Source organism: Streptococcus oralis subsp. oralis (assembly GCF_002096435.1).
In the GTDB taxonomy this organism is placed as follows: domain Bacteria; phylum Bacillota; class Bacilli; order Lactobacillales; family Streptococcaceae; genus Streptococcus; species Streptococcus oralis_AA.
The window spans coordinates 1-25,398 of sequence record NZ_NCUI01000023.1 but is presented as its reverse complement, the minus strand read 5'-3'; the positions used below and the strand labels follow the sequence as shown (position 1 = coordinate 25,398).

At 41.5% G+C, this 25,398-nt stretch carries 24 protein-coding genes, 17 tRNA genes, 1 rRNA gene and 3 pseudogenes; 10 read left to right on the top strand and 35 right to left on the bottom strand.

All coding sequences use genetic code 11. The features are described 5' to 3' along the window. Nucleotides 1-9: 9 nt before the first annotated feature. Nucleotides 10-1,188, bottom strand: coding sequence for a galactokinase (locus tag B7723_RS02475; protein ID WP_084849262.1), 1,179 nt, complete (start codon nt 1,186-1,188; stop codon nt 10-12). Between the two features lie 270 nt (nt 1,189-1,458). Here B7723_RS02475 and galR point away from each other — a divergent pair, with 270 nt between their 5' ends. Then, the gene (gene galR, locus B7723_RS02470) at nt 1,459-2,463 is read left to right on the top strand and encodes a DNA-binding transcriptional regulator GalR (RefSeq protein WP_084849263.1); all 1,005 of its coding nucleotides are present in this window, start codon (nt 1,459-1,461) and stop codon (nt 2,461-2,463) included. Between the two features lie 35 nt (nt 2,464-2,498). Here galR and B7723_RS02465 read toward each other — a convergent pair whose 3' ends face one another. Beyond that, on the bottom strand, nt 2,499-3,389 hold the full coding sequence (locus B7723_RS02465) for a cation diffusion facilitator family transporter (RefSeq protein WP_084849264.1): 891 nt from the start codon (nt 3,387-3,389) through the stop codon (nt 2,499-2,501). Between the two features lie 132 nt (nt 3,390-3,521). Here B7723_RS02465 and B7723_RS02460 point away from each other — a divergent pair, with 132 nt between their 5' ends. Then, nucleotides 3,522-4,076, top strand: coding sequence for a TetR/AcrR family transcriptional regulator (locus tag B7723_RS02460; protein ID WP_084849287.1), 555 nt, complete (start codon nt 3,522-3,524; stop codon nt 4,074-4,076). Between the two features lie 26 nt (nt 4,077-4,102). After that, nucleotides 4,103-4,435, top strand: a complete 333-nt coding sequence (locus tag B7723_RS02455; protein WP_049484637.1) for a hypothetical protein — start codon at nt 4,103-4,105, stop codon at nt 4,433-4,435. A gap of 33 nt (nt 4,436-4,468) precedes the next feature. Here the strand turns inward: B7723_RS02455 and pnuC are convergent. Beyond that, a pseudogene (gene pnuC / locus B7723_RS02450) lies at nt 4,469-4,975 on the bottom strand (nicotinamide riboside transporter PnuC); the annotation flags it as partial. Between the two features lie 39 nt (nt 4,976-5,014). Here pnuC and B7723_RS10355 point away from each other — a divergent pair. From B7723_RS10355 to B7723_RS10510, 5 genes and pseudogenes are all read left to right on the top strand, one after another. Next, nucleotides 5,015-5,338, top strand: a pseudogene (locus B7723_RS10355) (IS6 family transposase); the annotation flags it as partial. Further along, a pseudogene (locus B7723_RS10530) lies at nt 5,312-5,710 on the top strand (DNA replication protein). The pseudogenes B7723_RS10355 and B7723_RS10530, both read left to right, overlap by 27 nt. Continuing rightward, nucleotides 5,703-5,939, top strand: coding sequence for a plasmid replication protein (locus tag B7723_RS02440; protein ID WP_084849265.1), 237 nt, complete (start codon nt 5,703-5,705; stop codon nt 5,937-5,939). The pseudogene B7723_RS10530 and the gene B7723_RS02440 overlap by 8 nt, the downstream one beginning before the upstream one ends. A 12-nt stretch (nt 5,940-5,951) precedes the next feature. Continuing rightward, a complete protein-coding gene (locus tag B7723_RS02435; RefSeq protein ID WP_084849266.1) occupies nt 5,952-6,179 on the top strand; it encodes a DNA-binding protein in 228 nt (75 codons plus the stop codon). Continuing rightward, nucleotides 6,167-6,328, top strand: a complete 162-nt coding sequence (locus B7723_RS10510) for a hypothetical protein (RefSeq protein ID WP_001062367.1) — start codon at nt 6,167-6,169, stop codon at nt 6,326-6,328. The genes B7723_RS02435 and B7723_RS10510 overlap by 13 nt, the downstream gene beginning before the upstream one ends. 224 nt (nt 6,329-6,552) lie before the next feature. Here the strand turns inward: B7723_RS10510 and B7723_RS02430 are convergent, their stop codons facing one another. From B7723_RS02430 to B7723_RS02360, 14 genes are all read right to left on the bottom strand, one after another. Then, the gene (locus tag B7723_RS02430; RefSeq protein WP_084849267.1) at nt 6,553-7,353 is read right to left on the bottom strand and encodes an energy-coupling factor ABC transporter ATP-binding protein; all 801 of its coding nucleotides are present in this window, start codon (nt 7,351-7,353) and stop codon (nt 6,553-6,555) included. Further along, nucleotides 7,340-8,176: an ABC transporter ATP-binding protein gene (locus tag B7723_RS02425; protein WP_084849268.1), complete on the bottom strand. Its 837-nt coding sequence runs from the start codon at nt 8,174-8,176 to the stop codon at nt 7,340-7,342. Before B7723_RS02425 ends, B7723_RS02430 begins: the two co-directional genes overlap by 14 nt. Beyond that, nucleotides 8,152-8,943, bottom strand: coding sequence for an energy-coupling factor transporter transmembrane component T (locus B7723_RS02420; protein WP_193431856.1), 792 nt, complete (start codon nt 8,941-8,943; stop codon nt 8,152-8,154). The genes B7723_RS02425 and B7723_RS02420 overlap by 25 nt, the downstream gene beginning before the upstream one ends. Beyond that, on the bottom strand, nt 8,943-9,545 hold the full coding sequence (locus tag B7723_RS02415) for a hypothetical protein (RefSeq protein WP_000846129.1): 603 nt from the start codon (nt 9,543-9,545) through the stop codon (nt 8,943-8,945). Before B7723_RS02415 ends, B7723_RS02420 begins: the two co-directional genes overlap by 1 nt. Before the next feature lie 489 nt (nt 9,546-10,034). After that, nucleotides 10,035-11,555 (bottom strand): ABC transporter permease/substrate-binding protein, encoded by a 1,521-nt coding sequence (locus B7723_RS02410; protein ID WP_084849270.1) that lies wholly within the window; start codon nt 11,553-11,555, stop codon nt 10,035-10,037. Next, a complete protein-coding gene (locus tag B7723_RS02405; RefSeq protein WP_084849271.1) occupies nt 11,548-12,276 on the bottom strand; it encodes an ATP-binding cassette domain-containing protein in 729 nt (242 codons plus the stop codon). Before B7723_RS02405 ends, B7723_RS02410 begins: the two co-directional genes overlap by 8 nt. A gap of 14 nt (nt 12,277-12,290) precedes the next feature. Next, nucleotides 12,291-13,055: a nuclear transport factor 2 family protein gene (locus B7723_RS02400; RefSeq protein WP_084849272.1), complete on the bottom strand. Its 765-nt coding sequence runs from the start codon at nt 13,053-13,055 to the stop codon at nt 12,291-12,293. A gap of 3 nt (nt 13,056-13,058) precedes the next feature. Next, nucleotides 13,059-13,502: a MarR family winged helix-turn-helix transcriptional regulator gene (locus B7723_RS02395; protein ID WP_084849273.1), complete on the bottom strand. Its 444-nt coding sequence runs from the start codon at nt 13,500-13,502 to the stop codon at nt 13,059-13,061. A gap of 144 nt (nt 13,503-13,646) precedes the next feature. Next, nucleotides 13,647-14,840: an O-antigen ligase family protein gene (locus tag B7723_RS02390; RefSeq protein ID WP_025170970.1), complete on the bottom strand. Its 1,194-nt coding sequence runs from the start codon at nt 14,838-14,840 to the stop codon at nt 13,647-13,649. A gap of 131 nt (nt 14,841-14,971) precedes the next feature. Then, nucleotides 14,972-16,414 carry a sucrose phosphorylase gene (gene gtfA, locus B7723_RS02385; protein WP_084849274.1) on the bottom strand — a complete coding sequence of 481 codons (1,443 nt, stop codon included), beginning with the start codon at nt 16,412-16,414 and terminating at the stop codon, nt 14,972-14,974. A 195-nt stretch (nt 16,415-16,609) separates the two neighbouring features. After that, nucleotides 16,610-17,443 (bottom strand): carbohydrate ABC transporter permease, encoded by an 834-nt coding sequence (locus B7723_RS02375; protein WP_000711270.1) that lies wholly within the window; start codon nt 17,441-17,443, stop codon nt 16,610-16,612. A 16-nt stretch (nt 17,444-17,459) separates the two neighbouring features. Continuing rightward, entirely contained in the window at nt 17,460-18,332 is an 873-nt protein-coding gene (locus B7723_RS02370) for a carbohydrate ABC transporter permease (protein WP_084849276.1), read from the bottom strand. A gap of 18 nt (nt 18,333-18,350) precedes the next feature. Beyond that, nucleotides 18,351-19,601, bottom strand: a complete 1,251-nt coding sequence (locus tag B7723_RS02365) for an extracellular solute-binding protein (protein WP_084849277.1) — start codon at nt 19,599-19,601, stop codon at nt 18,351-18,353. Between the two features lie 34 nt (nt 19,602-19,635). Further along, nucleotides 19,636-21,798 carry an alpha-galactosidase gene (locus B7723_RS02360; RefSeq protein ID WP_084849288.1) on the bottom strand — a complete coding sequence of 721 codons (2,163 nt, stop codon included), beginning with the start codon at nt 21,796-21,798 and terminating at the stop codon, nt 19,636-19,638. A 107-nt stretch (nt 21,799-21,905) separates the two neighbouring features. On the opposite strand from B7723_RS02360, the gene B7723_RS02355 reads away from it, so the two are divergent. Then, nucleotides 21,906-22,766 (top strand): AraC family transcriptional regulator, encoded by an 861-nt coding sequence (locus tag B7723_RS02355; RefSeq protein WP_000959977.1) that lies wholly within the window; start codon nt 21,906-21,908, stop codon nt 22,764-22,766. Then, a complete protein-coding gene (gene birA, locus B7723_RS02350; protein ID WP_084849278.1) occupies nt 22,763-23,698 on the top strand; it encodes a bifunctional biotin--[acetyl-CoA-carboxylase] ligase/biotin operon repressor BirA in 936 nt (311 codons plus the stop codon). The genes B7723_RS02355 and birA overlap by 4 nt, the downstream gene beginning before the upstream one ends. Nucleotides 23,699-23,774: 76 nt before the next feature. Here birA and B7723_RS02345 read toward each other — a convergent pair. The 18 genes from B7723_RS02345 to rrf all read right to left on the bottom strand — a co-directional run. Beyond that, a tRNA-Ser gene (locus tag B7723_RS02345) sits at nt 23,775-23,862 on the bottom strand. Nucleotides 23,863-23,870: 8 nt separating this feature from the next. Continuing rightward, nucleotides 23,871-23,944 (bottom strand) — tRNA-Ile (locus tag B7723_RS02340). Between the two features lie 33 nt (nt 23,945-23,977). After that, nucleotides 23,978-24,048 (bottom strand) — tRNA-Gly (locus tag B7723_RS02335). A gap of 15 nt (nt 24,049-24,063) precedes the next feature. Next, a tRNA-Phe gene (locus tag B7723_RS02330) sits at nt 24,064-24,136 on the bottom strand. 3 nt (nt 24,137-24,139) lie between these two features. Continuing rightward, nucleotides 24,140-24,213: transfer RNA gene (locus B7723_RS02325), tRNA-Met, on the bottom strand. Nucleotides 24,214-24,224: 11 nt separating this feature from the next. Further along, nucleotides 24,225-24,314: transfer RNA gene (locus B7723_RS02320), tRNA-Ser, on the bottom strand. A gap of 11 nt (nt 24,315-24,325) precedes the next feature. Next, nucleotides 24,326-24,399 (bottom strand) — tRNA-Ile (locus B7723_RS02315). Between the two features lie 13 nt (nt 24,400-24,412). Continuing rightward, nucleotides 24,413-24,486: transfer RNA gene (locus B7723_RS02310), tRNA-Met, on the bottom strand. Between the two features lie 5 nt (nt 24,487-24,491). Continuing rightward, nucleotides 24,492-24,565, bottom strand: a tRNA-Pro gene (locus B7723_RS02305). A gap of 15 nt (nt 24,566-24,580) precedes the next feature. Further along, nucleotides 24,581-24,654 (bottom strand) — tRNA-Arg (locus tag B7723_RS02300). An 11-nt stretch (nt 24,655-24,665) separates the two neighbouring features. Continuing rightward, nucleotides 24,666-24,751: transfer RNA gene (locus B7723_RS02295), tRNA-Leu, on the bottom strand. Between the two features lie 7 nt (nt 24,752-24,758). Further along, nucleotides 24,759-24,830, bottom strand: a tRNA-Gly gene (locus B7723_RS02290). Between the two features lie 27 nt (nt 24,831-24,857). Then, nucleotides 24,858-24,930 (bottom strand) — tRNA-Thr (locus B7723_RS02285). Between the two features lie 12 nt (nt 24,931-24,942). Beyond that, nucleotides 24,943-25,024: transfer RNA gene (locus tag B7723_RS02280), tRNA-Leu, on the bottom strand. 5 nt (nt 25,025-25,029) lie between these two features. Further along, nucleotides 25,030-25,102, bottom strand: a tRNA-Lys gene (locus B7723_RS02275). Between the two features lie 24 nt (nt 25,103-25,126). Next, nucleotides 25,127-25,199 (bottom strand) — tRNA-Asp (locus B7723_RS02270). Between the two features lie 2 nt (nt 25,200-25,201). Next, a tRNA-Val gene (locus tag B7723_RS02265) sits at nt 25,202-25,274 on the bottom strand. 29 nt (nt 25,275-25,303) lie between these two features. Beyond that, nucleotides 25,304-25,398, bottom strand: a 5S ribosomal RNA gene (gene rrf / locus B7723_RS02260); the annotation flags it as partial.

Genomic DNA, 25,398 nt, shown 5'->3' with positions numbered 1-25,398 from the left:
TCCTTTTAACTAGTCAAGGACGCGAGTGCCACCTGCAACTTCAGCGATATAGAAGCTTGGAGCATATCCAACTACTTCCTCGTAGTGCTTGCCTACAGATTCCTTAAAAGCCTCAACAGCATCTTTTTGCACCAAGGCAATGGCACAGCCACCAAAACCAGCCCCTGTCATACGAGCACCGAGAACACCTTCTTGATCCCAAGCTGTGTGAACAAGGGTATCCAATTCCAAGCCAGTTACTTCATAATCATGCTCCAGAGAAACGTGTGACGCATTCATCAAGCGTCCAAATGTTTCCAAATCTCCTGCTTGAAGAGCTGCTTGTGCTTTGAGGGTACGTTGGTTTTCAAGCACAGCATGGCGAGCACGTTTCAAACGATTTTCGTCTTTAATCAGGTAGCTGTATTGGTCAAAAGCCCACTCATCCAATTCACCCAAGGTCTGAATATCCATGGCAGCTTGCAATTCTTCCACAGCTTTCTCACACTCAGCACGGCGTTCATTGTACTTAGAGTCCGCCAGTTCACGGCGTTTGTTGGTGTTCATGATAACAACGACATTGTCCTTCAAATCAAGTGGCACCAAGTCGTACTCCAAGGTATTGGTATCTAGGTAAATAGCACGTTGGTCAGCCCCCATACCGATAGCAAACTGGTCCATGATACCAGAGTTGACTCCGATAAAGTTATTTTCTGTTTGTTTTCCGATTTTAACCAAATCCAAACGGTCCAGTTTTAAACCAAAGAGATGCTCTGCCACAACCCCTGTCAAAAGTTCCAAAGATGCTGATGAAGACAAGCCAGCACCATTTGGGATATTCCCATAAACATAAAAATCAAACCCTTTGTCAATCACATGTCCAGCTTCTTGCAAGAAATAAAGAACCCCTTTTGGATAGTTGGTCCAGCTGTGCTCTTTTTCAAATTTGAGGTCAGCAAGAGGAACTTCGATGATGCCCTTGTCCTCAAAGTTGGCTGAGTAGAAACGCAAAACTTGGTCGTCACGCTTACGAGCTGCGCCGTAAGTCCCCAAGGAAATAGCTGCAGGAAAAACGTGACCGCCATTATAGTCCGTGTGTTCACCAATCAAATTGATACGGCCTGGTGAAAAGAAAGTTTGGTCTGCTTCTTGACCAAAAACGGCAAGAAAGTCTTTGCGAAGGGCTTCAGCAGTAAGATGTTGTGTCATATGAATTCTCCTTTAACTGTCCGTTAAGTCACCTTATACTCAATGAAAATCAAAGAGCAAACTAGGAAACTAGCCGCAGGCTGTACTTGAGTACGGCAAGGCGACGTTGACGTGGTTTGAATTTGATTTTCGAAGAGTATTAACGTGTAATCGTTTTCTTCTATTGTATCCAAGGCATTTGCCAAGGTCAACCCTTTTTACTAAACTTTTACTAAACTATCAGTAAAAAGCAGAAAAATATGATATACTAACCTAAAAGGAGGAGGATTTATGGCTACATTAAAAGACATCGCACAGCTAGCCTCTGTCTCTATCGCGACCGTATCTCGTGTCCTCAATCGCGACCAGAGCCTATCTGTTACAGAAGAAACCAGACACCGTATTTTAACTGTCGCTGAAGAGCTGGGCTATACTAAGCATCTAAAGACAGGCGAATCCCACAAACCCAAGCAAAAGATTGCCATTATCCAATGGGTCAGCGAACAAGGGGAGTTGGACGACCTTTACTACTATCAGATTCGTCTCGGTATTGAAAAAAGAGCCCAAGAGTTGGACTATGACATCTTGCGCTATTTTAATGACCATCCTTTTACCCTGAGCGAGGAAGTGATTGGCATTCTCTGTATCGGAAAGTTCAGCCGAGCTCAGATTTCTGCCTTTGAAGAATACCAAAAACCTTTAGTCTTTATAGACAGCGATACCCTCTCATTAGGTCATACCTGTATTATCACGGATTTTTACACTGCTGTGAAACAAGTTGTAGACCATTTCCTCAGTCAAGGGCTTGATCGTATCGGGATTCTCACCGGTCTTGAAGAAACAACCGACCAAGAAGAAATCATCCAGGATAAGCGGCTAGAAAATTTCAAAGACATTACCCAAGCAAATGGTATCTACCATGAAGAACTGGTCTTTCAGGGGAGCTTTACTGCTCAGTCTGGCTATGACTTGATGAAGGAGGCCATTCACAAGTTGGGGGATCAGCTCCCTCCAGCATTTTTCGCAGCCAGCGATAGTTTAGCCATCGGCGCCCTCCGTGCGCTCCAAGAATCTGGAATCAGTCTACCAGATCGCGTTAGCCTTATCTCCTTTAATGACACTAGCCTGACCAAGCAGGTCTATCCACCCCTATCTAGCATCACAGTCTATACTGAGGAGATGGGCCGAGCAGGTATGGATATTCTTAATAAAGAAGTCCTTCATGGACGAAAAATTCCTAGCCTGACCATGCTGGGAACCAGACTGACTCTGAGAGAAAGTACGAGAAATGAATAAGATATTAAAACGACCTCAACAAGAGGTCGTTTTTTCTAGTGATGATGAGGATGGTTCTGCTCCAAGGCTGTTATCCTCCGTTTATGTTGCGCATGATTGCTTTGACTGCTATCCACTTCAATAGTGATATTCTGCACGCCTCTTTCTTCTAAAAATTGACGCACCACTTCTTTGGTTTCCATCATCTGTTCCCAGTCCTTAATACAAATGTGGACAATAGCATTATTCTCTAGACCGTCCATGGACCAAATGCTAAGTTGGTTAACACTGTTGACATTGGGTAGAGCCTCTAAATCCTTCTCCAAATCACTTGTCTCGACCCCTTCTGGCACAGCATCCAAGAAAATCTTGAGTGCACTCCAAAAGCGAGGAATGGCTTTTGTTAGAATGAAGATAGAAATGACAAGAGATAAGAGTGGATCAAGGATATACCAATCTGTAAATTTGAGGATGATCGCCATTAGAATGACAGCCAACCAACCAAGAGTGTCTTCCAAAAAATGCAAGCTCAAAATTGACTCGTTCTTTGTCTTTCCTTTACGAACTACCAGACTAGCTAGCACATTGATACTTACTGCAATGATTCCTAGCCAGAGGATGCCCTCATCATTAACAGGTTGTGGATTAAAAAGTTTAGTTATATTTTCTAAAATCACTAGGATGGATCCTGTGATAAGAATCACAGCAGTCACCAGAGCCCCTAAAAGACTAAATCGTTTGTAACCCAAGGTGTACTGTCCATCTTCTTCACGATTGGAAATTGTTTCTAAAAGGGCTGATAGGCCAATGGCCATAGCATCTCCCAAGTCATGAACAGAATCAGCAAGAACAGCACTTGACCCAAAGATTCCTCCTGCGATAAACTCAACAATCGCATAGCTTAAATTTAAGAAAAAAGCTAGCCAGATAGATGTTTTAGAACTCATTTCTCTCCCTCCTTTGGTATAATGGGTATATACATACTTCTTTCATTTGTATTATCTAATAAAATCCAAAGAAAGGATAGAAGCAAACTGTCAGCCATGTTCAGTTCTGAACAGTTTGTCTCAAGTGTCTATATGCCAAAAAGAGACCGTCGAGTCAGCAAGACGAAAAAAGCCATTTATCAAGCTTTTTTACAAGTTTTGAACGACAAGGGCTATGATGCTACTACTGTCCAAGATATCATTGACTTGGCAGATGTTGGGCGCTCGACCTTTTACTGTCACTACGAGAGCAAAGAACTGCTTTTAGATGAACTCTGTCGCTACCTCTTTCATCATCTCTTTGAAAGGGAAGAACACTTAACTACAGAAGACTACCTCGCACATATCTTTTTACATTTTCAGAAAAACCAGGACCATGTCACCAGTCTCCTTTTTTCCAAAAACGACTACTTCCTACGCCAACTACACAAGGAACTCGAACACCATGTTTATCCCATGGTGGCGGAGGACTTGCAAGAGGCCTATCCAAACATTCCGGCCTCCTACCTTCAGCATTTTGTTGTGACGAACTTTATCGAGACCCTAACTTGGTGGCTAAACAAAGGAAAATGTTATACAGAAGACCAAGTAGTGAGATTTTACCTTGATGTAATGGAGATGACCTCTACAACTCCACTTGATAACTAAGCCTGTAACTCAGAAAGGAACCAACTATGTTAACTTCGATGATTCTAGGAATACTAACAATTGTACTAGCTCTCGCCTTCTCATTGCTTCACCTTGCAGCTGCTTTTTCAGCCATAAAACAAAGAAACTACAGTCTGGGAAACACGTGCATCTTGGTCGGCAGTTGTCTCACCTCTCTGGCTCTAGCCATCTTTTACTTCGTCCCACTTGCAACCATTCTTCTATGGATTGTGGGCTCGAGTATCGTCTGCTATGGTGCCTACTGGAACGGCCAACAGAAAGAAGGTCAACATATATCGCACCACATCGTTCGCATAACGACCGCTATTGTCATTACGATATTATTCATTTTGCTCTAACACAAAAAGGATCATCTGATCCTTTTTTACTTTTTAAGCACTCTTTGCGGCCTTGCTCCATTGATACCAACCAACTAGACTATTGATCAAGTAAATCAGGTATTTCCCTTGGATTTGCAGGCTTTCTCCCCACCAGAGATAGATTGAAAAGACATTGGTAGCTGCCCAGAATATCCATTGTTCACGGTAAACAGCTGTCATGAGAATTTGCCCTACCCCGTTGGTCGCATCTGTGATAGAATCGCGATAAGGACGATTGGCTCCGATAGACTGATAAATGAACCCAAAGACCAACCACCAAAGAACACTAATAGAAAGATACTTGGTCCAACCCTTGCCGTCCAGTTTACGCGCGACAAACTCCTGCTTTTCCTTTTTAAACTGCGCCTGGTAGATCCACACTAGAAGTCCAATTGGCTGCATGGCCGTGAAGTAAAGTGTCGTCAGCACCTCACCATAAAAGCCTTTCTGCAAAGCCAAGATAAGGTAAATGACAGAGTTAATCAAACCAAAAAGGTAATTACTTGCTCGACCTTCAGCTTCTCAAAGAGCAGAAAAAAGGTTAGTAAGGCTTGAGAGATGAATCATTTTAAAGGCAAACAATTCCAACAAGACGTCATCATTGTCGCTGTTGGTTATTACCTACGTTACAATCTGATCTATCGTGAAGTTCAGGAATTGCTTTATGACCGTGGAATAAATGTTTGTCACACTACGATTTATCGGTGGGTTCAAGAATACAGTAAAATCCTCTATCATCTCTAGAAAAAGAAAAATAAACAGTCCTTCTATTCGTGGAAAATGGATGAAACCTATATCAAAATTAAGGGGCGTTGGCATTATCTCTATCGAGCGATTGATGCGGACGGTTTAACATTGGATATCTGGTTACGAAAGAAACGTCGAGCAGACGATAACAGCTATAAGTTAGAAGATACCGCCTATCAAGAAGATAAAGCATGCAAAGCAGAAACCGAAGATAAGCTAGCTATTGAAGCAATGAAAAGCAAGTACACCACGCTATTGCTAGAAAATATGTTGCTAAGTCCGTTTGAAATGTAAGATACAAAAATCATGGCAGGATTGCAAGTCCATGTTTACCCCCTCTATGACGAACTGAAAGAATTAAGAAGGCTAAATAGTGTTAAAGACCGCTTGTCTTATGTTGCCAGCAGACGTGAAGAATATTCTAAGCATAATATCGCACGCTACCTCAAAAAAGCCATTGAACAATATATACCAACGGTTAAAAGGCAGGACTTAAACCATGAGTGAAGACTTAAAAACGATCAAAGAGCTGGCGGATGAGTTGAGTGTTACAAAACAAAATATTCAATATCACTACCAAAGGTTACCAAAAGAATTACAGCTTAAAAGTTCCAATGGGTCTAATCTAATAAATTCTAAAGCAGAAAAAATAATTTTTGGTAAAGTAGAAAGTAGTAGCAAATCAAATACCAAAGACCAACAAATAGAAAAACTAACTAATTTGTTAGACCAGTAACAACGATTAGCCTTGCAAGATAAAAAGTTGCTAGAAGAATACAAGGCGGAAAATGATAACTTAAAAGCCCTCAAAATGCCCTCACAGGAAACAGAATTCAAACACTTAGACAATCAATATAAAGATGAAGTGAACGCTCTTAAAGAGAAGTTGGAAAATTTGCAGGAACAAATCAAATATCAAAAAAGGATAGAAGAACAAGAAAAACCAATAAAATGGTGGGGACTATGGCGAAAATAGATGATTCAGTTAAAAAGAAAGTTCCAGAATTGCGATTTAAAGGATTCACGGATGAATGGGAACAGCGTAAGTTGGGAGACGAAGTTCGAATAGTGATGGGACAGTCTCCTAATTCAGAAAATTATACTGATGATCCTAATGGGCGCTAAAAATGCGAAGACCTATGAAGACCTATTTTGTATTAGTCAAACAAAAAATCCAAAAGAAATGGTATATGATTATGACCATGAAACAAAGTAAAATCAAACCGAGTGATCTGAGGAAGCACCCGATGATCATGAAACGTTATTAAACACAAAAGTAACCCATGTGAGTTCTTGCCAGAAGCTGAAGTTAATCCTTCAACCTGGAAAACCCGCAGAGGTGACTTTTTCTATACATCTCGATTTTTCTGGCAATAATCATTAACCGATAAATATGTCTGTGAATCACCCAGCGACTCCGCTATGTCCATAATCCGCGGTGGTAGTAATCCCACTCGCTGGACAAGTTCGTGATTGCTGAACAATTCCCGTGGACTGCCGGCGAAGCCAAACTTCCCGTGTTCCATAACATACACCGACTCAAACTCGGCGGCGACCCAATCCATGTCATGGGTGATGGTCACAACTTGGTGGCCCGAATCAGCCAACTGATGGAAAATTGCGGTCAACTTGCGCCGGCTTTCCCAATCAAGCGACATCATCGGCTCATCAAATAAATAAATCGCCGGATCCACTGCCAAAACTGTGGCAACGCTCAACAGCTTGCGTTCCGACAATGACAGATCATATGGACTTTCAGCTGTTTTATCATCCAAGCCAACTCTTTTTAGAGCCGCTAAAGCCCGCCTCGTAATCGTGTCGTGGTCATCCATGACCTGCGCGACATTCCACTCCACCTCTCGTAGAACGGTCGGGTTGAAAAGCTGATCGTCAGGATTCTGAAAAGTAATCCCAACCTTCAGTAACTTTTCGACTGGTTTAAGATCATTAAAATTTTCTCCATCGATCTTAATCACACCGGTTTGTGGTGTCAGCAAACCCGTCAACAATTTGAAGAGCGTTGATTTGCCGGCACCATTTTGGCCGACAATCGCCACCATCGGATCGGCGAAGTGTTTGTCTTCAACATCCAAGCTAAAGGACCGTTCCGGATAAGAGAACGTCAGGTGACTCAGTTCAATTGTGGACATAACGAACCTCCTTCAGATCAGCATAATTCACCGGATACCGGCCATCAGCCAAGTGCCAATCCATTTTTTGAGCAAGTTGCTGGATTGTCGGGGCTGGAATCTGCCAGTCAGCTGCCAAATGATTAAACACCTCACCCGGCCTGCCCTGGGCTACCATTTGACCCTCGTGCAGCACCCACACAACGTCGGCGACTTCGCACAAATCGTCAATTTCACTGGTGACAATGAAGACAGTCGTCTCTTTGACTTTGGCCAGCCATTGGAAAAATTGCCGGCGGCCAAGGGGATCCATCTCACTGGTCGGATCATCCATAATCAAAACAGCCGGATTAGCCACAATCGCCGTGGCAATTGCCAACCGCTGGATCTGACCACCGGAAAGGCTCTCGGGACGCAAATTCAGCTGTTCAATCAGCCCCATTTGCGTGGCAACTTCTTCAACCCGTTTTTGAATCAGTCCTTCAGCCATTCCCTGATTAATCAAGTCAAAGGCAATTTCATCGGCAACCGTGTATGCCAACCCGCTTAGTTGGCCAGCTGGATTTTGCAGTACAACTCCATTCATGGCATTATAAACGGGCCAATTGTCAGACACTCGCTGGCCAAACATGTGCCAATCGCCCTCAATCTCAGCAGACACAATTTTGGGAATGACCCCTGCCAGCACACGGCACAAAGTCGATTTGCCGGAGTGGCTATTCCCGATAATCCCAACCACCTGGCCGGTATGAACCTCCGCGTTAATCTGACGCAGTTGTGGTTGCTCAGTACCCGGATAACGGGTGGTCAAATTTTCAATTACAATCCGTTTATCTTCGTCCATATCTTCCACCCAATCAATAAAATTGCCAATCCAGTCAGACCAATGTGCAGCGTCCGCGACAGGCGATACACGCGCTGGGAGGTTCTGACAGTCCGGTTGAGATTATCAAAACCTCTCAGTTGGAGAGAAATCGACCGCGTCATCGATTGATCCAAGGTCTTAATCACCAATGGAATTAGAACCGGCAGGACTGACTTTAATTTCTGAATCAACGTTTTTTGCGGATTGGTTCCGCGAACTTTTTGTGCCTGCTGGATTTTCCGCATATTGCGCATCATTTCCGGCAAAATATAACACACCGACATCAGAACGTAGACGGTTTTATAAGACAATCCGGACAGTTCCAAATAGGCCGCGTTTTCTGAAATACTCGTGGTCACCATAAAAAAGCCACTGGTCAAAATAATCACCAATACTCGACAACCCAGAGTGGTGGCGTAAATCAGGCCTTCTTTGTAGAACGACATCCCAAGCACAGAAAACAGCACAGTTTGATTCCGACTGTAAAATAACCCTTGGATGATCAGCATGGTGCAAATCAGAAACAGGCTGAATCCCAGCGCCTTAAAGGTGGTAGAACTCAATTTGGAAAATAACAATAGCAGTGTTGCGACAAGAATTAATCCGGCCTGAAGCAATAAATTCATACTGGCAAAGCTCAACAACGTCATGTCCAAGATGAACAAGAGCTTAGTAATCGGATCGATCACCTGGTACCACTTGAGCTTGACCCGTGGCGCTCCAGAAATCAATGTTTTATCAGTCATCATTTATCATCTCTAAAGAAGTGCACCATCCGCTTCGGAAGCTGACGATAGATGAAGAATGCCAGGTAGGCCACGCAGACTTTATCCAAAATATCCAAGACAAACTCATCGGTAAATGAGGCCAGCCACACTGGTGCATGATTGGCGACCATTACCGCAAACAATGAGTCACCCCAAGCGATACCGGTCTGACCACCCCAAAAGATGACGTTGAGTGGCGTTGAAATGACAGCTGAAACGATGGCAATAATAATAGCAGAAACAAATACTCGTCGCGCTGACGAGAACCACCCATTGGCGTGCAAAACTCCGACAGCAATCCCAATTCCGATGCTGGTAATCGCATACACGGTTGAAATTGGCGATAAGGTCAGCCCATAGATCACGTTGTTGATGAAACCACTAATGGCACCGGCAACCGGCCCAGCCAACATGCTGGTAAGAAAGGTTCCCAAAGACCCCAGCCAAACGGGCAACTTTAACCCCTCCGCCAAGGCTTTGGCAACATAGTTAATCCCCACGGCAGCGGGAATCAAAGTCATGGTGGCAGCACTTAACTTAAATTTCCACATACTGGTACGATGAATCGGTTCTGTTTTCATAATCTTCTCCTTTTGTTTTTAAAGAGCCGTGTCTGGATAGACTTTCGGACGCAACGCTCTATTATATATCTACTGAACTGTCTATACACAAGATTTCCATCCTTAGTCGACATGAGCTGGAAATCTTTATTTGTTAAGTAGTTCACAACACATTATACACCTATTTTGTGAATAGTCAAGTGTATTTACAGTGAAAATCTAGAAAATCCTGAAAATTTCCTCTTATACTCTTCGAAAATCAAATTCAAACTACGTCAGCGTCGCCTTACCGTATATATGTTACTGACTTCGTCAGTTCTATCTACAACCTCAAAGCTGTACTTTGAGCAGCCTGCGGCTAGCTTCCTAGTTTGCTCTTTGATTTTCATTGAGTATTATTTTCCATTTTGAAAGACATTCAGTAACTCTAATATCAAAAAAGCCCAGACGACATTGTCTGAGCATTCTTTTCTATAGTCGTTTAAGCAAGTTGAGTTTGACATTTTCAAACTATTTCTTCAACAAACCTTGTTCTTGTAAAAACTCCTTGGCTACTTGTTCTGCTGACTTGTCTTCAATACCGACTTGGTAGTTGAGCTGGCTCATCTGACTTTCAGTAATTTTACCAGCCAATTTATTGAGAACTGTCTCCAACTCAGGATGTTTCTTAAGAAGAGCTTCTTTCATGAGTGGCGCTCCTTGATAAGGTGGGAAGAGTTGCTTGTCATCTTCCAAGACCTGTAAATCATAACGCGCCAATTCTGCATCCGTCGAATAGGCATCCGTGATTTGAATATCGCCTGACTGAATTGCCTGGTAGCGAAGGGCTGGCTCCATGGTCGCTACGTTGAGATTGAGACCATACATTGATTGCAAGCCCTTATTTCCATCTTCACGGTCATTAAACTCGAGAGTAAAACCGGCCTTCAACTGTCCTTCCACTTTTTTCAAATCCGAAATGGTCTTCAAGCCATATTCTTGAGCAATCTTTTTCGGAACAGCTACAGCGTAGGTATTTTGATAAGACATGGGTTTGAGATAGGCCAGATGATCCTGTTTGGCAATGCCATCACGCGCCACCTGATAAACCTGATCTGGATCATGACCTACCTTGGGTGATGGCTGAAGCAAACTTTCAGTCACCGTACCAGTAAATTCAGGATAGATATCAATATCCCCTTTTTTCAGAGCTTCATAGAGGAAGCTTGTTTTCCCAAAATTCGGCTTAACAGTCGCAGTCATACTGGTATTTTCTTCAATCAGTAACTTATACATATTAGCCAAAATTTCGGGTTCCGGTCCCAATTTCCCAGCAATCACCAAGTTTTCTTTCTCTTTTTGAGCTAAGAGTGCTGGACTATACGACAGACCCAGCAATAAGGTCACTAAGGCAAAACCAGAGAAAATCGTCCGCAATTTTGCTTTTTCCATCACTTTTAGTAGGAAGTTAAAGGCAATGGCCAGCACTGCAGAAGAAAGGGCACCAATCAAAATCAGACTGGTATTATTGCGGTCAATTCCCAAAAGGATAAAGGAACCCAGTCCCCCTGCACCAATCAAGGCAGCCAAGGTTGCCGTACCGATAATCAAAACCGCCGCCGTCCGAATACCAGACATTATGACAGGCATGGCAAGTGGAATTTCAAACTTCTTGAGACGCTCCCACCTGGTCATCCCAAAGGCAATCCCAGCCTCTTGCAGACTCGGATCAATTCCCTTCAGTCCAGTAATAGTATTTTGCAAAATCGGGAAAATCGCATAAATCACTAGAGCCGTCAAAGCAGGCAAGGTTCCAATTCCCATCAAGGGGATAAAAAGTCCCAATAAAGCCAGAGACGGGATGGTCTGGAAAATCCCTGCAATTTGCAAGACCCAGTCCGCCAATTTCTCATGATAACGAAGATAAACAGCCAAGGGAATAGCGATAAAAATAGCTAGTAACAAAGTCAAAAGCGACAACTGCAAATGTTGAGATAGAGCTGTTACCCAATCACCAAAACGCTCCTGAAAAGTTGATATCAAATTAGTCATGAACACTACCTCCAAACAAGTCTGCTACAAAGTCCGTTGCAGGCGCTTTTAAGATCGTCTCGGGATTCGCCACCTGACGAATCTCTCCATCCTGCAAGACAGCAATACGGTCCGCCAATTTCAAAGCCTCATCCGTATCATGGGTCACAAAAATCGTTGTCATCCCAAACTCCTTATGCAATTCTTTCGTCAGAACCTGCAACTGTTTTCTCGAAATAGCATCCAAGGCTGAAAAGGGCTCATCCATGAGGAGAATCTTAGGCTGACCAATCATAGCACGGACAATACCGACCCGTTGCTGTTCTCCACCAGATAATTCATTAGGTAAACGATGCCCATACTCAGCCACTGGTAAACCAACTTTAGCCAAAAGCTCTTCTGTTTTCTTCGCAATGTCTTCCTTAGTCCAGCCCTTCATCTCCGGAATGAGAGCAATATTTTCTGCAACCGTTAAATTGGGAAACAGAGCAATGGCCTGTAAAACATAACCAGTAGAAAGACGAAGCTCCCGCTCATCATAGTCTTTGATGCGCTTGCCATCCATATAAATATTTCCATCAGTTGGTTCCAAAAGACGGTTAATGATCTTAATCATCGTCGTCTTACCGGACCCAGAAGGCCCAACTAAAACCATGAACTCTCCATTCTCAATTCGTAAATTAACATCTCTCAAAACATCTTTTTCTGTGTAGCGTAGCGCTACATTTTTGTATTCAATCATTCTTTGTCCTCAATTTAAAATTTTCCTCGGTTCGTCAAGTCTTCTACCTTAGGCATGACTTCTTTATTGTCCCAATGCTCCACAATCAAGCCTTTCTCCAAACGGAAGATATCGTACTGGGCATAGGCAACTCCGTCAATCGGAGTCTGGCCATAGCTAACCACGTAGTTTCCTTGTCCTAAAAGCTGGAAAACAAAGTCGAAAGTGACACCATGTTCAACCACATAGTTTTTATAAGCAGCACTCCCTTGACCAATCTCATGCTTATGCTGAATCAGATCGTCTGCCACATAATCACTCCACTGCTCTAGCTCCCCATTTTGGAAAATTTCTGTCAAGAAACGACGAACCAACTTTTTATTTTCTGCTGTCTTGTCCAAATCCTTGATTTTAAAATCTCCAAAGATCTGGTCTAACTGTCCATTTTCTGGAGCACGATAGTAGTCAATAACATCCCAATGCTCCACGATACGACCATTCTCATCCGCACGGAAAGTATCTGTCGTCACCCATTGAGCTTCCCCACCATTGAGATATTGATGAACATGGACGAAGACCAGATTGCCATCCTCAATAGTGCGAACAATTTTCATCTCACGCTCGGGATGGCGCTCAAAGAAATTAGCAAAGAAAACCGCAAACCCTTCTTTCCCATCTGGCACACCTGTTGAGTGTTGAATATAAGTATCCCCTACAGACTGAGCTTGAGCCTCAGCAACTCGTCCGTCTTGAATAGCATGAATATATAGATTTTGTGCATTTTCAACTTGTTTTGACATGATTTATTCCTCATTTGCTTTCTCTTTCAGATTGTCCAAAATGCGTTCCTGATAGCTTTCAAATTGACGAATTTCTTCCTCAGTGAATCCTTTATAAAAAATTGCATCCAATTTTTGACTGACACGCTGGCCAATTTCTTTCTGGGACAAACCTTGCTCTGTCAACTTGACATATTTCTTTCTCTTATCTATTCCACATGGACTAATGATGACCAGGTTTTGCTCCTCAAGATTCTTTATCATGGTTGTGAGCGTATTGTTAGCAAGACCAGTCGCAAGCGCAATATCTGTCGCAGTTGCACAGCCAGTTTCACTATTCCATAAAACCGCTAAAATCTTGCCCTGTTCACTCCGATAAAGAGCCTCAGGATCCTGACTCAGTAACTTTTGAAAAATCCGCCCATTCAACAAACGAATATGATGGGCTACCAAATGACTATCTTTCATGACTTCTCCAATTTATTTCTATACCGAATTATATTATATTGTAATACTTATCATTCCATCTGTCAACTATTTCGACTTAGAAATAATTTCCACCAACAAAAAAGACCTCCTACCTAAAGTAGAAGATCTTCACTATTTATTAACTTAATCTGTCATTTCGGACACCAGTGTTCGATGTTCCAGTGGTAAACTGCACATAACCAGCAAGAAGATGAATCCTGACTGAACCCAGAAGAGAGCCAAGTCAAAAATCCCATGTACAGCGACTACTGTCAAGAAGGAGAGATAAAGACCGATAATTGGTCGTTTACCAGACTCCTGACTCATATCCATCATCATGTGAACCGGGATAACCGAAGAAATGGATAGGAGAATGGTTCCAATCAAACCATAACTTAAAATAGTATCGATGTAAAGACTATGCGCGTGTTCGTGGTAAGGTGCATGGATTCTCGGGAAAGAATTCATATAGGTCAGCGGACCCTCACCCCAGATCGGATTTTGCTTAAACAAAGTCATACCCGCATTCCAGATTGAAACACGCTCCTCCATTGAAGAATCTAGCGTTCCCATACGGACACCCAAATCGCTTGAGAAGAGGAAACAAAGACCAATCCCGAAAACTCCAATACTGAGCCAGAAGGCACGCCAGTTTTTAATGGTTGTAAAGAGATAAATGATAGCACCAGCGATGATGGCAGGAAAGGCTGTTCTATTTTGTGTAAAATTCAAACCAAATAGATTCACAAAACCTGCTAGCACACAAAAGACTTTCAACCATCTTAGCTTCGTCGTTGTAAAGAGATAAAAGGCAATCATGATACAGAAGCAACAAATAATTCCATAGTAGTTAGGATTAAAGAAGGTGACCTCTGCACGGTTTTGGTGCCATACTTGCATATTAGGCGAAAGAAAGGCGTAGTTAAATTTCTTTACAATTTGGAAATGCTCCAAGGTAGCAAAAACAGCAGAGAGCACACTACCAAACAAAATTGTCTGCAGTATCAGTCGAAAGAAAGCATGTGTCAGACGTTTCTGGTAGAAGCTAAAGAAAATGAGGAAGAGAAACATCAGTAAAGATGCAACCAATCCAAGCCAGTTCTTGGCGACGATAGAGATGATACTACTGTAGGCAATAAAAAAGAGAAGTACAGGATGTTTGGCCAATCCTTTGATAATTCCCTTCATCTCCCCAGTAACAAGTAAACCTATCAAATATAAAGCAAAGAGGGCTAAGAACAAATAAAAAGGTAAAAAGATACTTATGATCATCAAATACAAAAAGAAATCTTTTTTCGAAAGCCCTCTTATCTTATCCAGTAATCCAATTGATTTCAAAACGGATCCTTTCTGTTCTGGATTTTTCCAGAAGATAAATGCTAAACTATCTTTATATTCTACCATTTTTTCTGTCATTTGGGAACAATGAACACGTTTTCACCACAAAAAATTCTATCATCAATATAGCACTAGAACTGAATGTTTCTGCCGTTTTCCACTACTTGATAGGTTTGACTTTGCAAATCAATTTCTGCTACTGCTGTTACGGACTTGTCTTTATTTTGACGTTTGATTACAATGCTGTGAGCTGTTGGTGTTTCAATGTCAATAGTCCCTTCTAGGTCAAAGGCCTCTGACCGATTACGGAAAGAAAATAGATTGAGAAGAGACTTCACCACAGGACGTTGAACTTCTTCTGCTATTTCCTCATTGCTATAGTAATGACGATTAATATTTCGACCTTCTTTGGTTTCTTCTAATAATTTCAAGTCATTTTTTCCTGCTAATAGACCCACATAGTAAACCTGAGGAATGCCTGGAGCAAAAGCTTGAATCAAACGAGCTAGGAAGTACTTGACATCATCATCTCCAAGCGCAGAATAGTAGGTTGAATTGATTTGGTAGATATCTAGATTGTTATACTCTGCACTAGAGTACTTACGTTTGACATTCGCTCCAACCTTATAGAGCTCATTTGAAGCATAGTCAATTTCATCATCAGTCAGGATATCCTTGACATCCACCACTCCAATCCCATCATGGGTGTCTAGTGTCGTAAATTGCTTCATCGGGCTCATCTTTAACCACTTAGCTAAGCGCTCTGTTCTGGAACTGTAAAGAGTATAAAGGGTCACCATTGGAAGGGCAAAATCGTAAACATAGTAATCATGATCCGCTATTTTAAACTGAATCGAATAGTGTTCATGAATCTCAGGTAAGAGCTCTGCACCGTATTCAGCTGCTATATCCCGGACCTTATCCAATAAGTCCCAAATATCTGGTTCCACAAAGAAATCATTGGTATCCAATTTCTTCACCGCATAAGCAAAAGCATCTAGGCGAATCAAATCACACCCGTTACTTGCTAGATGTTGAATCGTCTTACGGATAAATGCCATCGTTACTTCTTTGGTCACATCAAGATCAATCTGCTCCTCACCAAAAGTATTCCACAAATGTTCTACTGAACCATCCGCAAAAACAATCTCTTGCTTTGGTGCACGGTCCTTACGCTTATAAATTAAATCTACATCAGCTTGTGTCGGACGATTTTCCGGCCAAAACTTATCCCAGTTTAAAAAGAGATCTTTGAATTCACTAGCTTCATGTTTTTCTTGATAGTCCTTATAATATTTCGATTTACGAGAAATATGATTAATCATAAAGTCAAACATAAGATAATATTTCTCACCTAAACGCTTAACATCCTCCCAATCACCAAACGCTGGATCCACTTCATCATAGTCAACTGGTGCAAATCCACGATCACCTGTTGACGGGAAAAATGGTAGAAGGTGAACTCCCCCAATAGCATCGCCAAAATGTTCTTCCAAATTCTCATACAAGTCTTTAAGGTTATTTCCAAGACTATCTGAGTAAGTAATCAACATGGTTTTATTTTGAATGGTCATAGATGGTCTCCTTTTTCTGATGAAAGCCAAGTCTTATATGACCTGGCTTTGTAAATGAAAGATATTTTTAGATTTTTGTTCAGTACTAATATAAACTGCAAGTAACTAAGTACTACTTTCTTTTTTCTACATAGAATTGTCAATAAGCTGAACTGTTCCTCTATGTATGGAATTATAAATTCCATAAGCACTTTCTTACTTCACTGCCCCGTTACTCATTCCTGAAATGATATGTTTTTGGAAGATGAGGTAGACAATGGTTATCGTTACAATTCCCACAATATAAGATGCAAAACTTGGGCCATAGTCATTGAAGTACTGACCTTGGTAGTTGTACTGGAAGAGAGGCAAAGTCCACATCTTGGAATCCTTATTCAGAATCAACAGTGGCAACATAAAGTCATTCCAGAACCATAATGCATTGATGATCAAAGTTGTAGCATGCATGGGCTTCAACATTGGAAAAATGATTCGACGATAAATTGTAAAACGATCAGCCCCATCAATTTCCGCAGCTTCGTCCAAACTATCTGGTACACTGATTTTTATATAACCAACATACAAGAAGAGAGTCTGTGGAATAGCATAAGTTAGGTAGAGTATTACTAGCCCCCACATATTTGCTAGACCGAGTTTACTCATCATAACTGTGATGGGAATCATAATCACCTGAAATGGAACAAATATCCCTAAGATCAAGAGCGAATACATAATTGCAAAGGCTTTTTTCTTGGACATATTTCGAGCAATGGAATAAGCTGCAGCTGGTATAAAGAAAGCTACTACAATCAATGATAACACCGTAATAACTGCTGAATTCCAGAAATAGCCTCCAATTCCGTCCGAAATTAATCGTTCATAATTACTTAAGGTAAAAGGATTGGGCAAACTAAAGAAATGATTCATGATATCCTTAGTTGTCTTGAAAGAACTAAATACCGTTACCAACAAAGGAACAAGTATAAGAATACCACCGACTATCAAGAGGACGTATTTCCAAAACTGATTCAATTTTTCTTCTTTTTTCATGTGTAGGACTCCTCTATTAGATTTCAAATTTCTTTGATAGCTTGATTTGGATAATAGAAACAATTCCAATAATTAAGAATAAAATCAAGGCAATTGCATTCGCATATCCATATTGATTACTCTTGAAAGCATAGTTGTATACTAAAAGTCCAAGAGACGTTGTAGCATTATTTGGACCACCACTCGTCAACGCAAAAATCTGGTCAAAGGCTGTCAAACCGGACTTAAGAGCCAAGATAAAAACCATAGAGATTGTTGGCAGTAAAAAGGGCAATTCAATCTTCCAAAAAGTTTGTTTACTGGTTGCACCATCAATTGATGCTGCCTCTAAAATATCAGTTGGAATACTCTGAAGACCAGCAAGAAAGAGAATGATTGGCATTGCTACTCCTTGCCATAGAAGAACAAAAATAGTTGCCACTACCGCTCCGACAGGTGTCCCCAACAGACTCTCTTGTAAAAAGCTAATTCCTAAAATTTTTCCAATCGTTGGAAGCCCATAGTTGAAGAATTGTTTAAAAATCAAGGAAACTGTCAAACCAGACAAAACAGCCGGGAAAAAGAACCAAGCTCTAAAGAAGGTCTGCCCCTTCATCTTAGAATTTAAGGCTCGTGCGACAACCATCCCAATCGTAATCTCTCCAATAATCAATGCCAGAGTTAAAATCAAAGTAAAGGCGATCGCTGTGAAGAATTTCCCATCAATCATCAGTAATTTGTAGTTATTTAAACCAACAAATTTATAATTATAGGTCAATCCAGTCCAGTTAGTCAAACTGTAGAAAGCACCTTGTACCATTGGAAAGTAAAAGAAGATAGCTTGTAAAGCAAGCGGGATGAGCAAAAATGTCCAACCCCAGTATTTATTTAAAAATTTTCGAATAGCCATATCATCTTAACTCCTATTCTAGTCCAAATCTGCCTTCATTGGATTAAAGAAAGCATTGAGATTGTTTGCCATATTTTTCAGATTTTTATCCATCAGGTAACCTGTACTTAGATTAAAAAAGTCTTCTTCAGAGTTCCAGCGTTGGCCCAACCAAACATAATGTTTGTCCGTAAATGCCAGTTTAGAAATAGCTGCAAGCGCTGAATCTTCTTTTTCCTGTATGCCTTTCACCGCAACAGGTGATCCATCTACATCATAGTATGACTGCATAGCTTTTGGACTAGTCATATAGCTGATAAATTCTTCGGTTTCCTTAGGGTGTTTGGTAGTAGCTGAAGTTGATAATGCCATATCCCCTGCACCAACAGTGACTTCTTTTCCTACTTCTTCTCCAGGGAAGGCGAACATCCCCACCTCAAATTTTGGATCCTGTTGATTAATTGCGGCTAATGCCCATGATCCTTGTGGCATCATCAAGGCTTTTTCACTTGAAAATGCTACCACCGCATCATTATAAGAGGCACCACGCCAACCATCTTGAGCATTATCTGCTAATAAATCGAGTCGTTCTGCATCTGCTTTTAAAATAGCATCATCTGCAGAAATAGCGTTTGGTTTTGAAAAGCGAAGGTAGTTATTAGCCGCGTCTCCACTACCCGTAAGAGTAATGAGAGAAAGTTGGTGGTAACCATTTAATGTCCAGCCTTCATTGCCTGCAACCGCAAATGGAGAATTCCCACTATCTTTTATCTTTTTGACAATCTCTTGAAACTCTTTAAAAGTCTTCGGTTCCTCAAGTCCTAATTCTTTAAACTTCGTTTTATTGTAATAGATTCCATAAAGGTTGGCCGTTAAAGGCACACTATAAACTTTATTATTAATCGCATACTTTTCAGCATAGTCATTCTTGATGTTCTCAAGATAGGACTTCCCTGTCATATCTGCAAAATAACCTGCTTTTGCCCACTCCTGAAAATCCATATTTTGAGGATAGATATTAATAATATCTGGAACATCTCCTGATAAAATACGAGTCTTTAGAACAATTCCAGCTGAAGGTACTGTAGTCAGCTTCACATCAATATTAGGGTGTTCCTTTTCAAAATCATCCACTATCCTTTGCAAGGTATCTGCCATCTCGGTCTTCTGGTTAAAAAACTCAATCGTTACCTTACCATCAGCTGATTGATTGTTCTGACCACAAGCCACTAGGCCTAGTAAACTTGCCCCAGCTACTAAAAGAAAACCTGCTTTCTTATACCATTTCATTGGAATGCCTCCTTGATAAATTTATACGCTTTTATTATAGTCTTTTGAATTTATACTGTCTACTCAAAAAATCTCCTGGTGATAGGGTAACAGTTAAACCTGCATACATGAGCTCTGCACCCGAATAAACAATGTTTGTCCCTTCCAGCTCATAAAGCCCTTCCACCTCCAAATCTTTCAGTTTCAAGGTGGTTTCCATTGTTTCTACAACTGATAAGACTCGGACGTAGGTTACAATCGTTTGATTTCCATAGTTAAATTGTTGAGCTGCTTCATTGGATTCAGCATTGGGATTGATTAACCTATACTGATTTCCCAACTGGACTACTGGTCGCAATTCTTTATACAAGTTCACCTGATTAGCAATCTCATCCTTCTCTTCATCTGATAAACTTGTCAAATCAAGTTCATAACCCAGATTTCCCATCATTGCCACGTGACCACGAGTTTCCAATGGTGTCATTCGTCCCATCTGATGATTTGGTACTGCTGACACATGAGCCCCCATAGAAATGGTTGGATAGAGATAGGATGAGCCGTATTGAATTGGTAAACGTGCAATAGCATCAGTATTATCACTTGCCCAGACTTGAGGGAAATAACGCATCATACCAAGATCATTTCGTCCACCACCACCAGAGCAGGACTCAAAGAGAATATGGTTGTGCTTCTCTGTCAGATACGAAACGAGTTCGTAAAGCCCCAACATATACTGATGAGACTGCATCTGGGTTTCCAAGTAGGCTGAACCATTCCCCAGGTTAGTAATATTACGGTTCATATCCCATTTGATGTAGTCAATTTTATGATGAGAGAGGAGTTCATCTAAAACATTTTTCAGATATTCTACTACCTGAGGATTGGCAAGATTAAGTACTAATTGATTTCGAGAATAGGTATGCTCATAACCTGGAACCTGAATAGCCCAGTCAGGATGTTTACGATACAAGTCGCTATCAACGGAAATCATCTCAGGTTCTAACCAAAGCCCAAACTGCAAACCTCTTTCATGGATAGCTGAAATCAGACTTTCTAGACTTCCACCCAATTTTTTCTCATTCACAACCCAATCACCTAAAGCACGATTATCATCAAAGCGATTACCAAACCACCCATCATCTAATACAAAAAGTTCAATACCAACTTTCTTAGCCTCATCTGCCAACTCTAACAGTTTTTCTCTCTGAAAGTCAAAGTAGGTAGCTTCCCAGTTATTGATAAGAATTGGACGCTCTTTTTTAGAAAATTTACTTGGCATAATGTGCTTAAGTACAAAATTCTGACTTTCATGACTAATACCAATTAATCCCTTATCTGAATAAGTCACAAAAGCTACCGGTGTTTCAAAGTTTTCCTTAGGATCTAACTTCCAAGAAAAATTTTCTGGATTAATCCCAATAGCAACCCGAACTTCATTCAATTGATTCTTTTGGACAAAAGCTTCGAAGTTTCCACTATACATCAGTTGTAGAGCAAACACATTCCCAGCATCCTCTGTAACTCCTTGATCACATAATAGAAGAGCTGGTGTTTGAGCATGCCCAGAAGCTCCACGGTTCGAACTAATCGAAAAGATTCCTTGCTCTACCTGTTGACGTCGGACAGTCTTTTCACGAGCATAAGCTCCCTGTAAAGTCACTATTTCGTAAGCTGCAGCGGGAAAATCAGCCATAAAAGAAAAGTCCTTATGAATGACAACTTCCTGATTACTATTATTCTCCAATTTGCTGTAACTAGCAATTGTCGCATCATTATCAAAAGCAGTATAATACAAAGTCAGACTAAGTTTAGCTTGAGGATCTTTTAAAATCAAGGCAAGCGTCTCTGTAGCATCCATGCTGTGAGGAGAAGGTAAGCCCTGTGGACCATTCTGACCTTTTAAAATCTTTGCTTCTACAAATCGAAAGTCTGTTACTTCAGTTGCATCATGTTGAACCTGTAAAGTTGGTTTTCTAAAGTCACCCAAACCATGTTGTCCAAAAATCTGACGTTGCGTATCCAAACTAAAGGTTCGATTAGTAGCTATGGGATTACCAGAAAAAGCATGATCGCGTTCGTAAACACTATTAGCCCCTCTATAGTTCTTAATAGTCTTTCCTAAATGTTTTAATAATAAGAACCCATCCCTATTTTCAATAATCAAACTTAAACCTTTACTCTCAACGTAAAATAGATTATTCTCTATCCGAATTCCCATAAATTGTACCTCATCGATTTCCTGATAAAATTTTAACAAATAAAAGCGCTTTCCAAAATAGAAAAATGTCTCAAGAATATGGTAAAATGTTAGGTAGGAGGTGGCACATGCTCGTTTTTTCAGAATACCAGACTGGAACAATTGACCTTTCTCTTAGCTTTTACGGTTATGAAGAATGTACGCCTAACTATTCTTTTGGCCCAGCTATTCGAGATACCTATGTACTCCATTACATTACTAAAGGAAAAGGTCAATTCCATTATAAGGGGAAAATTGTTGATTTAAAGGCAGGAGATTTCTTTTTACTAAAACCAGATGAATTAACATTCTATCAAGCAGATAACCAGGATCCTTGGGCTTACTACTGGTTGGGGATCACTGGAGGGAGGGCACCTGACTACTTTGCTCTATCTCAAATTTCTGACCAATCCTACCTCACCCAGTCAAATAACTGTCATACACAAACAACTGCAAAACTCGTTGAAAATATTGTCCGTTTCGCTCAGATTACAAAATCAAATGAATTGGCTCAACTCCACATCATGGGACAACTCCATGAACTAATGTTTCATCTAGGAACGATTGCTCCCAATCAGAAAAAAGAGAATATTTCATCAACTCACCAGCTCTATCTTGACTGCAAACAATTAATTGATAGTCACTATCCACGATCGCTCACCATTCAAGATTTAGCTAAAGAGCTATCGGTTCATAGAAGTTACTTAACTAGTGTGTTTAAAGAATTTCACCAACTCTCTCCAAAAGAGTATTTACTTTTCGTTCGAATGAAGCGTGCGCAACAGTTACTAGAACACACAAATGAAACGATCAAAGTCATTGCATATTCTGTAGGTTTTTCAGACCCACTACATTTCTCAAAAGCCTACAAACAGTTTTTTCATAAAACACCTAGTCAAACTCGAAAAGAATACTCTCATTCCCTCTCAGCTAGAAAGGAAAATCAATGAAATCACACCAACTAGTCTACCAAATATTAGCTAGAGAAAACGATTATGTTAGCGGAGAAAAAATCGGAGAAGAACTGAATTTAAGCCGTACATCTATATGGAAAGCGATCCAACGTCTTCAACAAGAAGGCCTAGAAGTTGATAGTATCAAAAATAGAGGCTACAAGCTTACTCAAGGAGATCTTATATTGCCTGAATTGATTCAAGAGAACACCAACTTAACCATTCGCTACAAACCTGAGACAAAATCAACACAAACAGATGCAAAAGAAGGGATTGAAGCTGGAAACAAAGGAAACACACTCTATCTTTCAACCTGTCAAACAGCAGGTCGTGGCCGCTTTCAGCGCCCCTACTATTCTCCATCTCAGGGCGGGATCTATATGTCTCTGCATATTCAACCAAACCTTCCCTATGAAAAACTCCCATCCTATACTCTTCTTGTGGCAGCTGCAGTCTGCAAAGCCATTAAAAATCTAACTATGATAGAAGTAGATATCAAATGGGTAAATGACATCTACTTTAAAAATAAAAAGATAGCAGGTATCCTCACCGAAGTGATGACATCAGTTGAGACAGGCTTGGTTACAGACGTCATTATCGGACTAGGTATAAATTTTTCTATAGCAGACTTCCCAGATAACCTAAAAGAAAAAGCAGGTAGTCTATTTATGGCACCTGCACCAATTAGTCGTAATGATCTCATCAGCGAAATATGGAATTGTTTCTACAATACGGATTCAGATGAGCTACTTTATATCTATAAAGAAAGATCAATAGTTCTTGGAAAAGAAGTTACCTTCCAGCTAGATGGAAAATTTAAAAAAGGACTTGCAAAAGAAATCTCAGAATCTGGTCAACTTCAAGTTGAACTTGAAGATAAACATACTATCTGGCTAAATAGCGGAGAAATATCGCTAACAAGTTGGTAATAAACAAATCCCCCTTTTAACGATTTAGAAGGGGGATTTACATACAAAAAAAGAGCCTAACAGCTCTCTTAACTTACGGAGAATGGGGGATTCGAACCCCCGCGCCGGTTACCCGACCTAACGATTTAGCAAACCGTCCTCTTCAGCCTCTTGAGTAATTCTCCTATTATAATGGGCACGAGTGGACTCGAACCACCGACCTCACGCTTATCAGGCGTGCGCTCTAACCACCTGAGCTACGCGCCCAAGTTCAAAAACTTGGTATGAACTTTCGTTCAAAGCGGGTGACGAGAATCGAACTCGCGACAACAGCTTGGAAGGCTGTAGTTTTACCACTAAACTACACCCGCTTAATAAAACAAATATGGCGCGAGACGGAATCGAACCGCCGACACATGGAGCTTCAATCCATTGCTCTACCAACTGAGCTACCGAGCCAAATTGCGGGAGCAGGATTTGAACCTACGACCTTCGGGTTATGAGCCCGACGAGCTACCGAGCTGCTCCATCCCGCGTTAATATAAAAAGGAGGATGTGGGATTCGAACCCACGCACGCTTTTACACGCCTGACGGTTTTCAAGACCGTTCCCTTCAGCCGGACTTGGGTAATCCTCCATTATTTACAATGGACCTTGTAGGACTTGAACCTACGACCACTCGGTTATGAGCCGAGAGCTCTAACCAGCTGAGCTAAAGGTCCAACAAGATCAATATAGCGGCGAAGGGGATCGAACCCCCGACCTCCCGGGTATGAACCGGACGCTCTAGCCAGCTGAGCTACACCGCCATGAATCGGGAAGACAGGATTCGAACCTGCGACACCTTGGTCCCAAACCAAGTACTCTACCAAGCTGAGCTACTTCCCGCGTTAAATAAAAAAATGCACCCTAGAGGAGTCGAACCTCTAACCGCCTGATTCGTAGTCAGGTACTCTATCCAGTTGAGCTAAGGGTGCTCATCATTATATGCCGAGGACCGGAATCGAACCGGTACGATCGTTACCAATCGCAGGATTTTAAGTCCTGTGCGTCTGCCAGTTCCGCCACCCCGGCCTCTCTAAGCGAACGACGGGATTCGAACCCGCGACCCCCACCTTGGCAAGGTGGTGTTCTACCACTGAACTACGTTCGCATCGACCTCTTATTCTATATAAAAAAATGCCGGCTACATGACTTGAACACGCGACCCTCTGATTACAAATCAGATGCTCTACCAACTGAGCTAAGCCGGCTGATTTCTATTATGCGGGTTAAGGGACTTGAACCCCCACGCCGTTAAGCGCCAGATCCTAAATCTGGTGCGTCTGCCAATTCCGCCAAACCCGCAAATATGACCCGTACTGGGCTCGAACCAGTGACCCATTGATTAAAAGTCAATTGCTCTACCAACTGAGCTAACGAGTCTAAAATAACTTCCGTTATCTTAAACGGTCCCGACGGGAATCGAACCCGCGATCTTCGCCGTGACAGGGCGACGTGATAACCGCTACACTACGGGACCTATGGGAGTTAACGGGATCGAACCGCTGACCCTCTGCTTGTAAGGCAGATGCTCTCCCAGCTGAGCTAAACTCCCAAAAAGGAAGTCTCTAAACTTCCTATTCTGCTAAGCGACTTCCATATCTCACAGGGGGCAACCCCCAACTACTTCCGGCGTTCTAGGGCTTAACTGCTGTGTTCGGCATGGGTACAGGTGTATC

Bases quoted from the DNA above. Each gene is read 5' to 3' on its own strand.
- B7723_RS02370 (WP_084849276.1), bottom strand. From the start codon at position 18,332: ATGGCTATTCGAAAATTTTTAAATAAATACTGGGGTTGGACATTTTTG.
- B7723_RS02410 (WP_084849270.1), bottom strand. From the start codon at position 11,555: ATGACTAATTTGATATCAACTTTTCAGGAGCGTTTTGGTGATTGGGTA.
- B7723_RS02425 (WP_084849268.1), bottom strand. From the start codon at position 8,176: ATGGACGAAGATAAACGGATTGTAATTGAAAATTTGACCACCCGTTAT.
- B7723_RS02360 (WP_084849288.1), bottom strand. From the start codon at position 21,798: ATGGGAATTCGGATAGAGAATAATCTATTTTACGTTGAGAGTAAAGGT.
- B7723_RS02405 (WP_084849271.1), bottom strand. From the start codon at position 12,276: ATGATTGAATACAAAAATGTAGCGCTACGCTACACAGAAAAAGATGTT.
- B7723_RS02475 (WP_084849262.1), bottom strand. From the start codon at position 1,188: ATGACACAACATCTTACTGCTGAAGCCCTTCGCAAAGACTTTCTTGCC.
- B7723_RS02420 (WP_193431856.1), bottom strand. From the start codon at position 8,943: ATGACTGATAAAACATTGATTTCTGGAGCGCCACGGGTCAAGCTCAAG.
- gtfA (WP_084849274.1), bottom strand. From the start codon at position 16,414: ATGACCATTCAAAATAAAACCATGTTGATTACTTACTCAGATAGTCTT.
- B7723_RS02460 (WP_084849287.1), top strand. From the start codon at position 3,522: ATGCCAAAAAGAGACCGTCGAGTCAGCAAGACGAAAAAAGCCATTTAT.
- B7723_RS02365 (WP_084849277.1), bottom strand. From the start codon at position 19,601: ATGAAATGGTATAAGAAAGCAGGTTTTCTTTTAGTAGCTGGGGCAAGT.
- B7723_RS02395 (WP_084849273.1), bottom strand. From the start codon at position 13,502: ATGAAAGATAGTCATTTGGTAGCCCATCATATTCGTTTGTTGAATGGG.
- B7723_RS02455 (WP_049484637.1), top strand. From the start codon at position 4,103: ATGTTAACTTCGATGATTCTAGGAATACTAACAATTGTACTAGCTCTC.
- galR (WP_084849263.1), top strand. From the start codon at position 1,459: ATGGCTACATTAAAAGACATCGCACAGCTAGCCTCTGTCTCTATCGCG.
- B7723_RS02465 (WP_084849264.1), bottom strand. From the start codon at position 3,389: ATGAGTTCTAAAACATCTATCTGGCTAGCTTTTTTCTTAAATTTAAGC.
- birA (WP_084849278.1), top strand. From the start codon at position 22,763: ATGAAATCACACCAACTAGTCTACCAAATATTAGCTAGAGAAAACGAT.
- B7723_RS02440 (WP_084849265.1), top strand. From the start codon at position 5,703: ATGAGTGAAGACTTAAAAACGATCAAAGAGCTGGCGGATGAGTTGAGT.
- B7723_RS02355 (WP_000959977.1), top strand. From the start codon at position 21,906: ATGCTCGTTTTTTCAGAATACCAGACTGGAACAATTGACCTTTCTCTT.
- B7723_RS02415 (WP_000846129.1), bottom strand. From the start codon at position 9,545: ATGAAAACAGAACCGATTCATCGTACCAGTATGTGGAAATTTAAGTTA.
- B7723_RS10510 (WP_001062367.1), top strand. From the start codon at position 6,167: ATGGCGAAAATAGATGATTCAGTTAAAAAGAAAGTTCCAGAATTGCGA.
- B7723_RS02375 (WP_000711270.1), bottom strand. From the start codon at position 17,443: ATGAAAAAAGAAGAAAAATTGAATCAGTTTTGGAAATACGTCCTCTTG.
- B7723_RS02430 (WP_084849267.1), bottom strand. From the start codon at position 7,353: ATGTCCACAATTGAACTGAGTCACCTGACGTTCTCTTATCCGGAACGG.
- B7723_RS02400 (WP_084849272.1), bottom strand. From the start codon at position 13,055: ATGTCAAAACAAGTTGAAAATGCACAAAATCTATATATTCATGCTATT.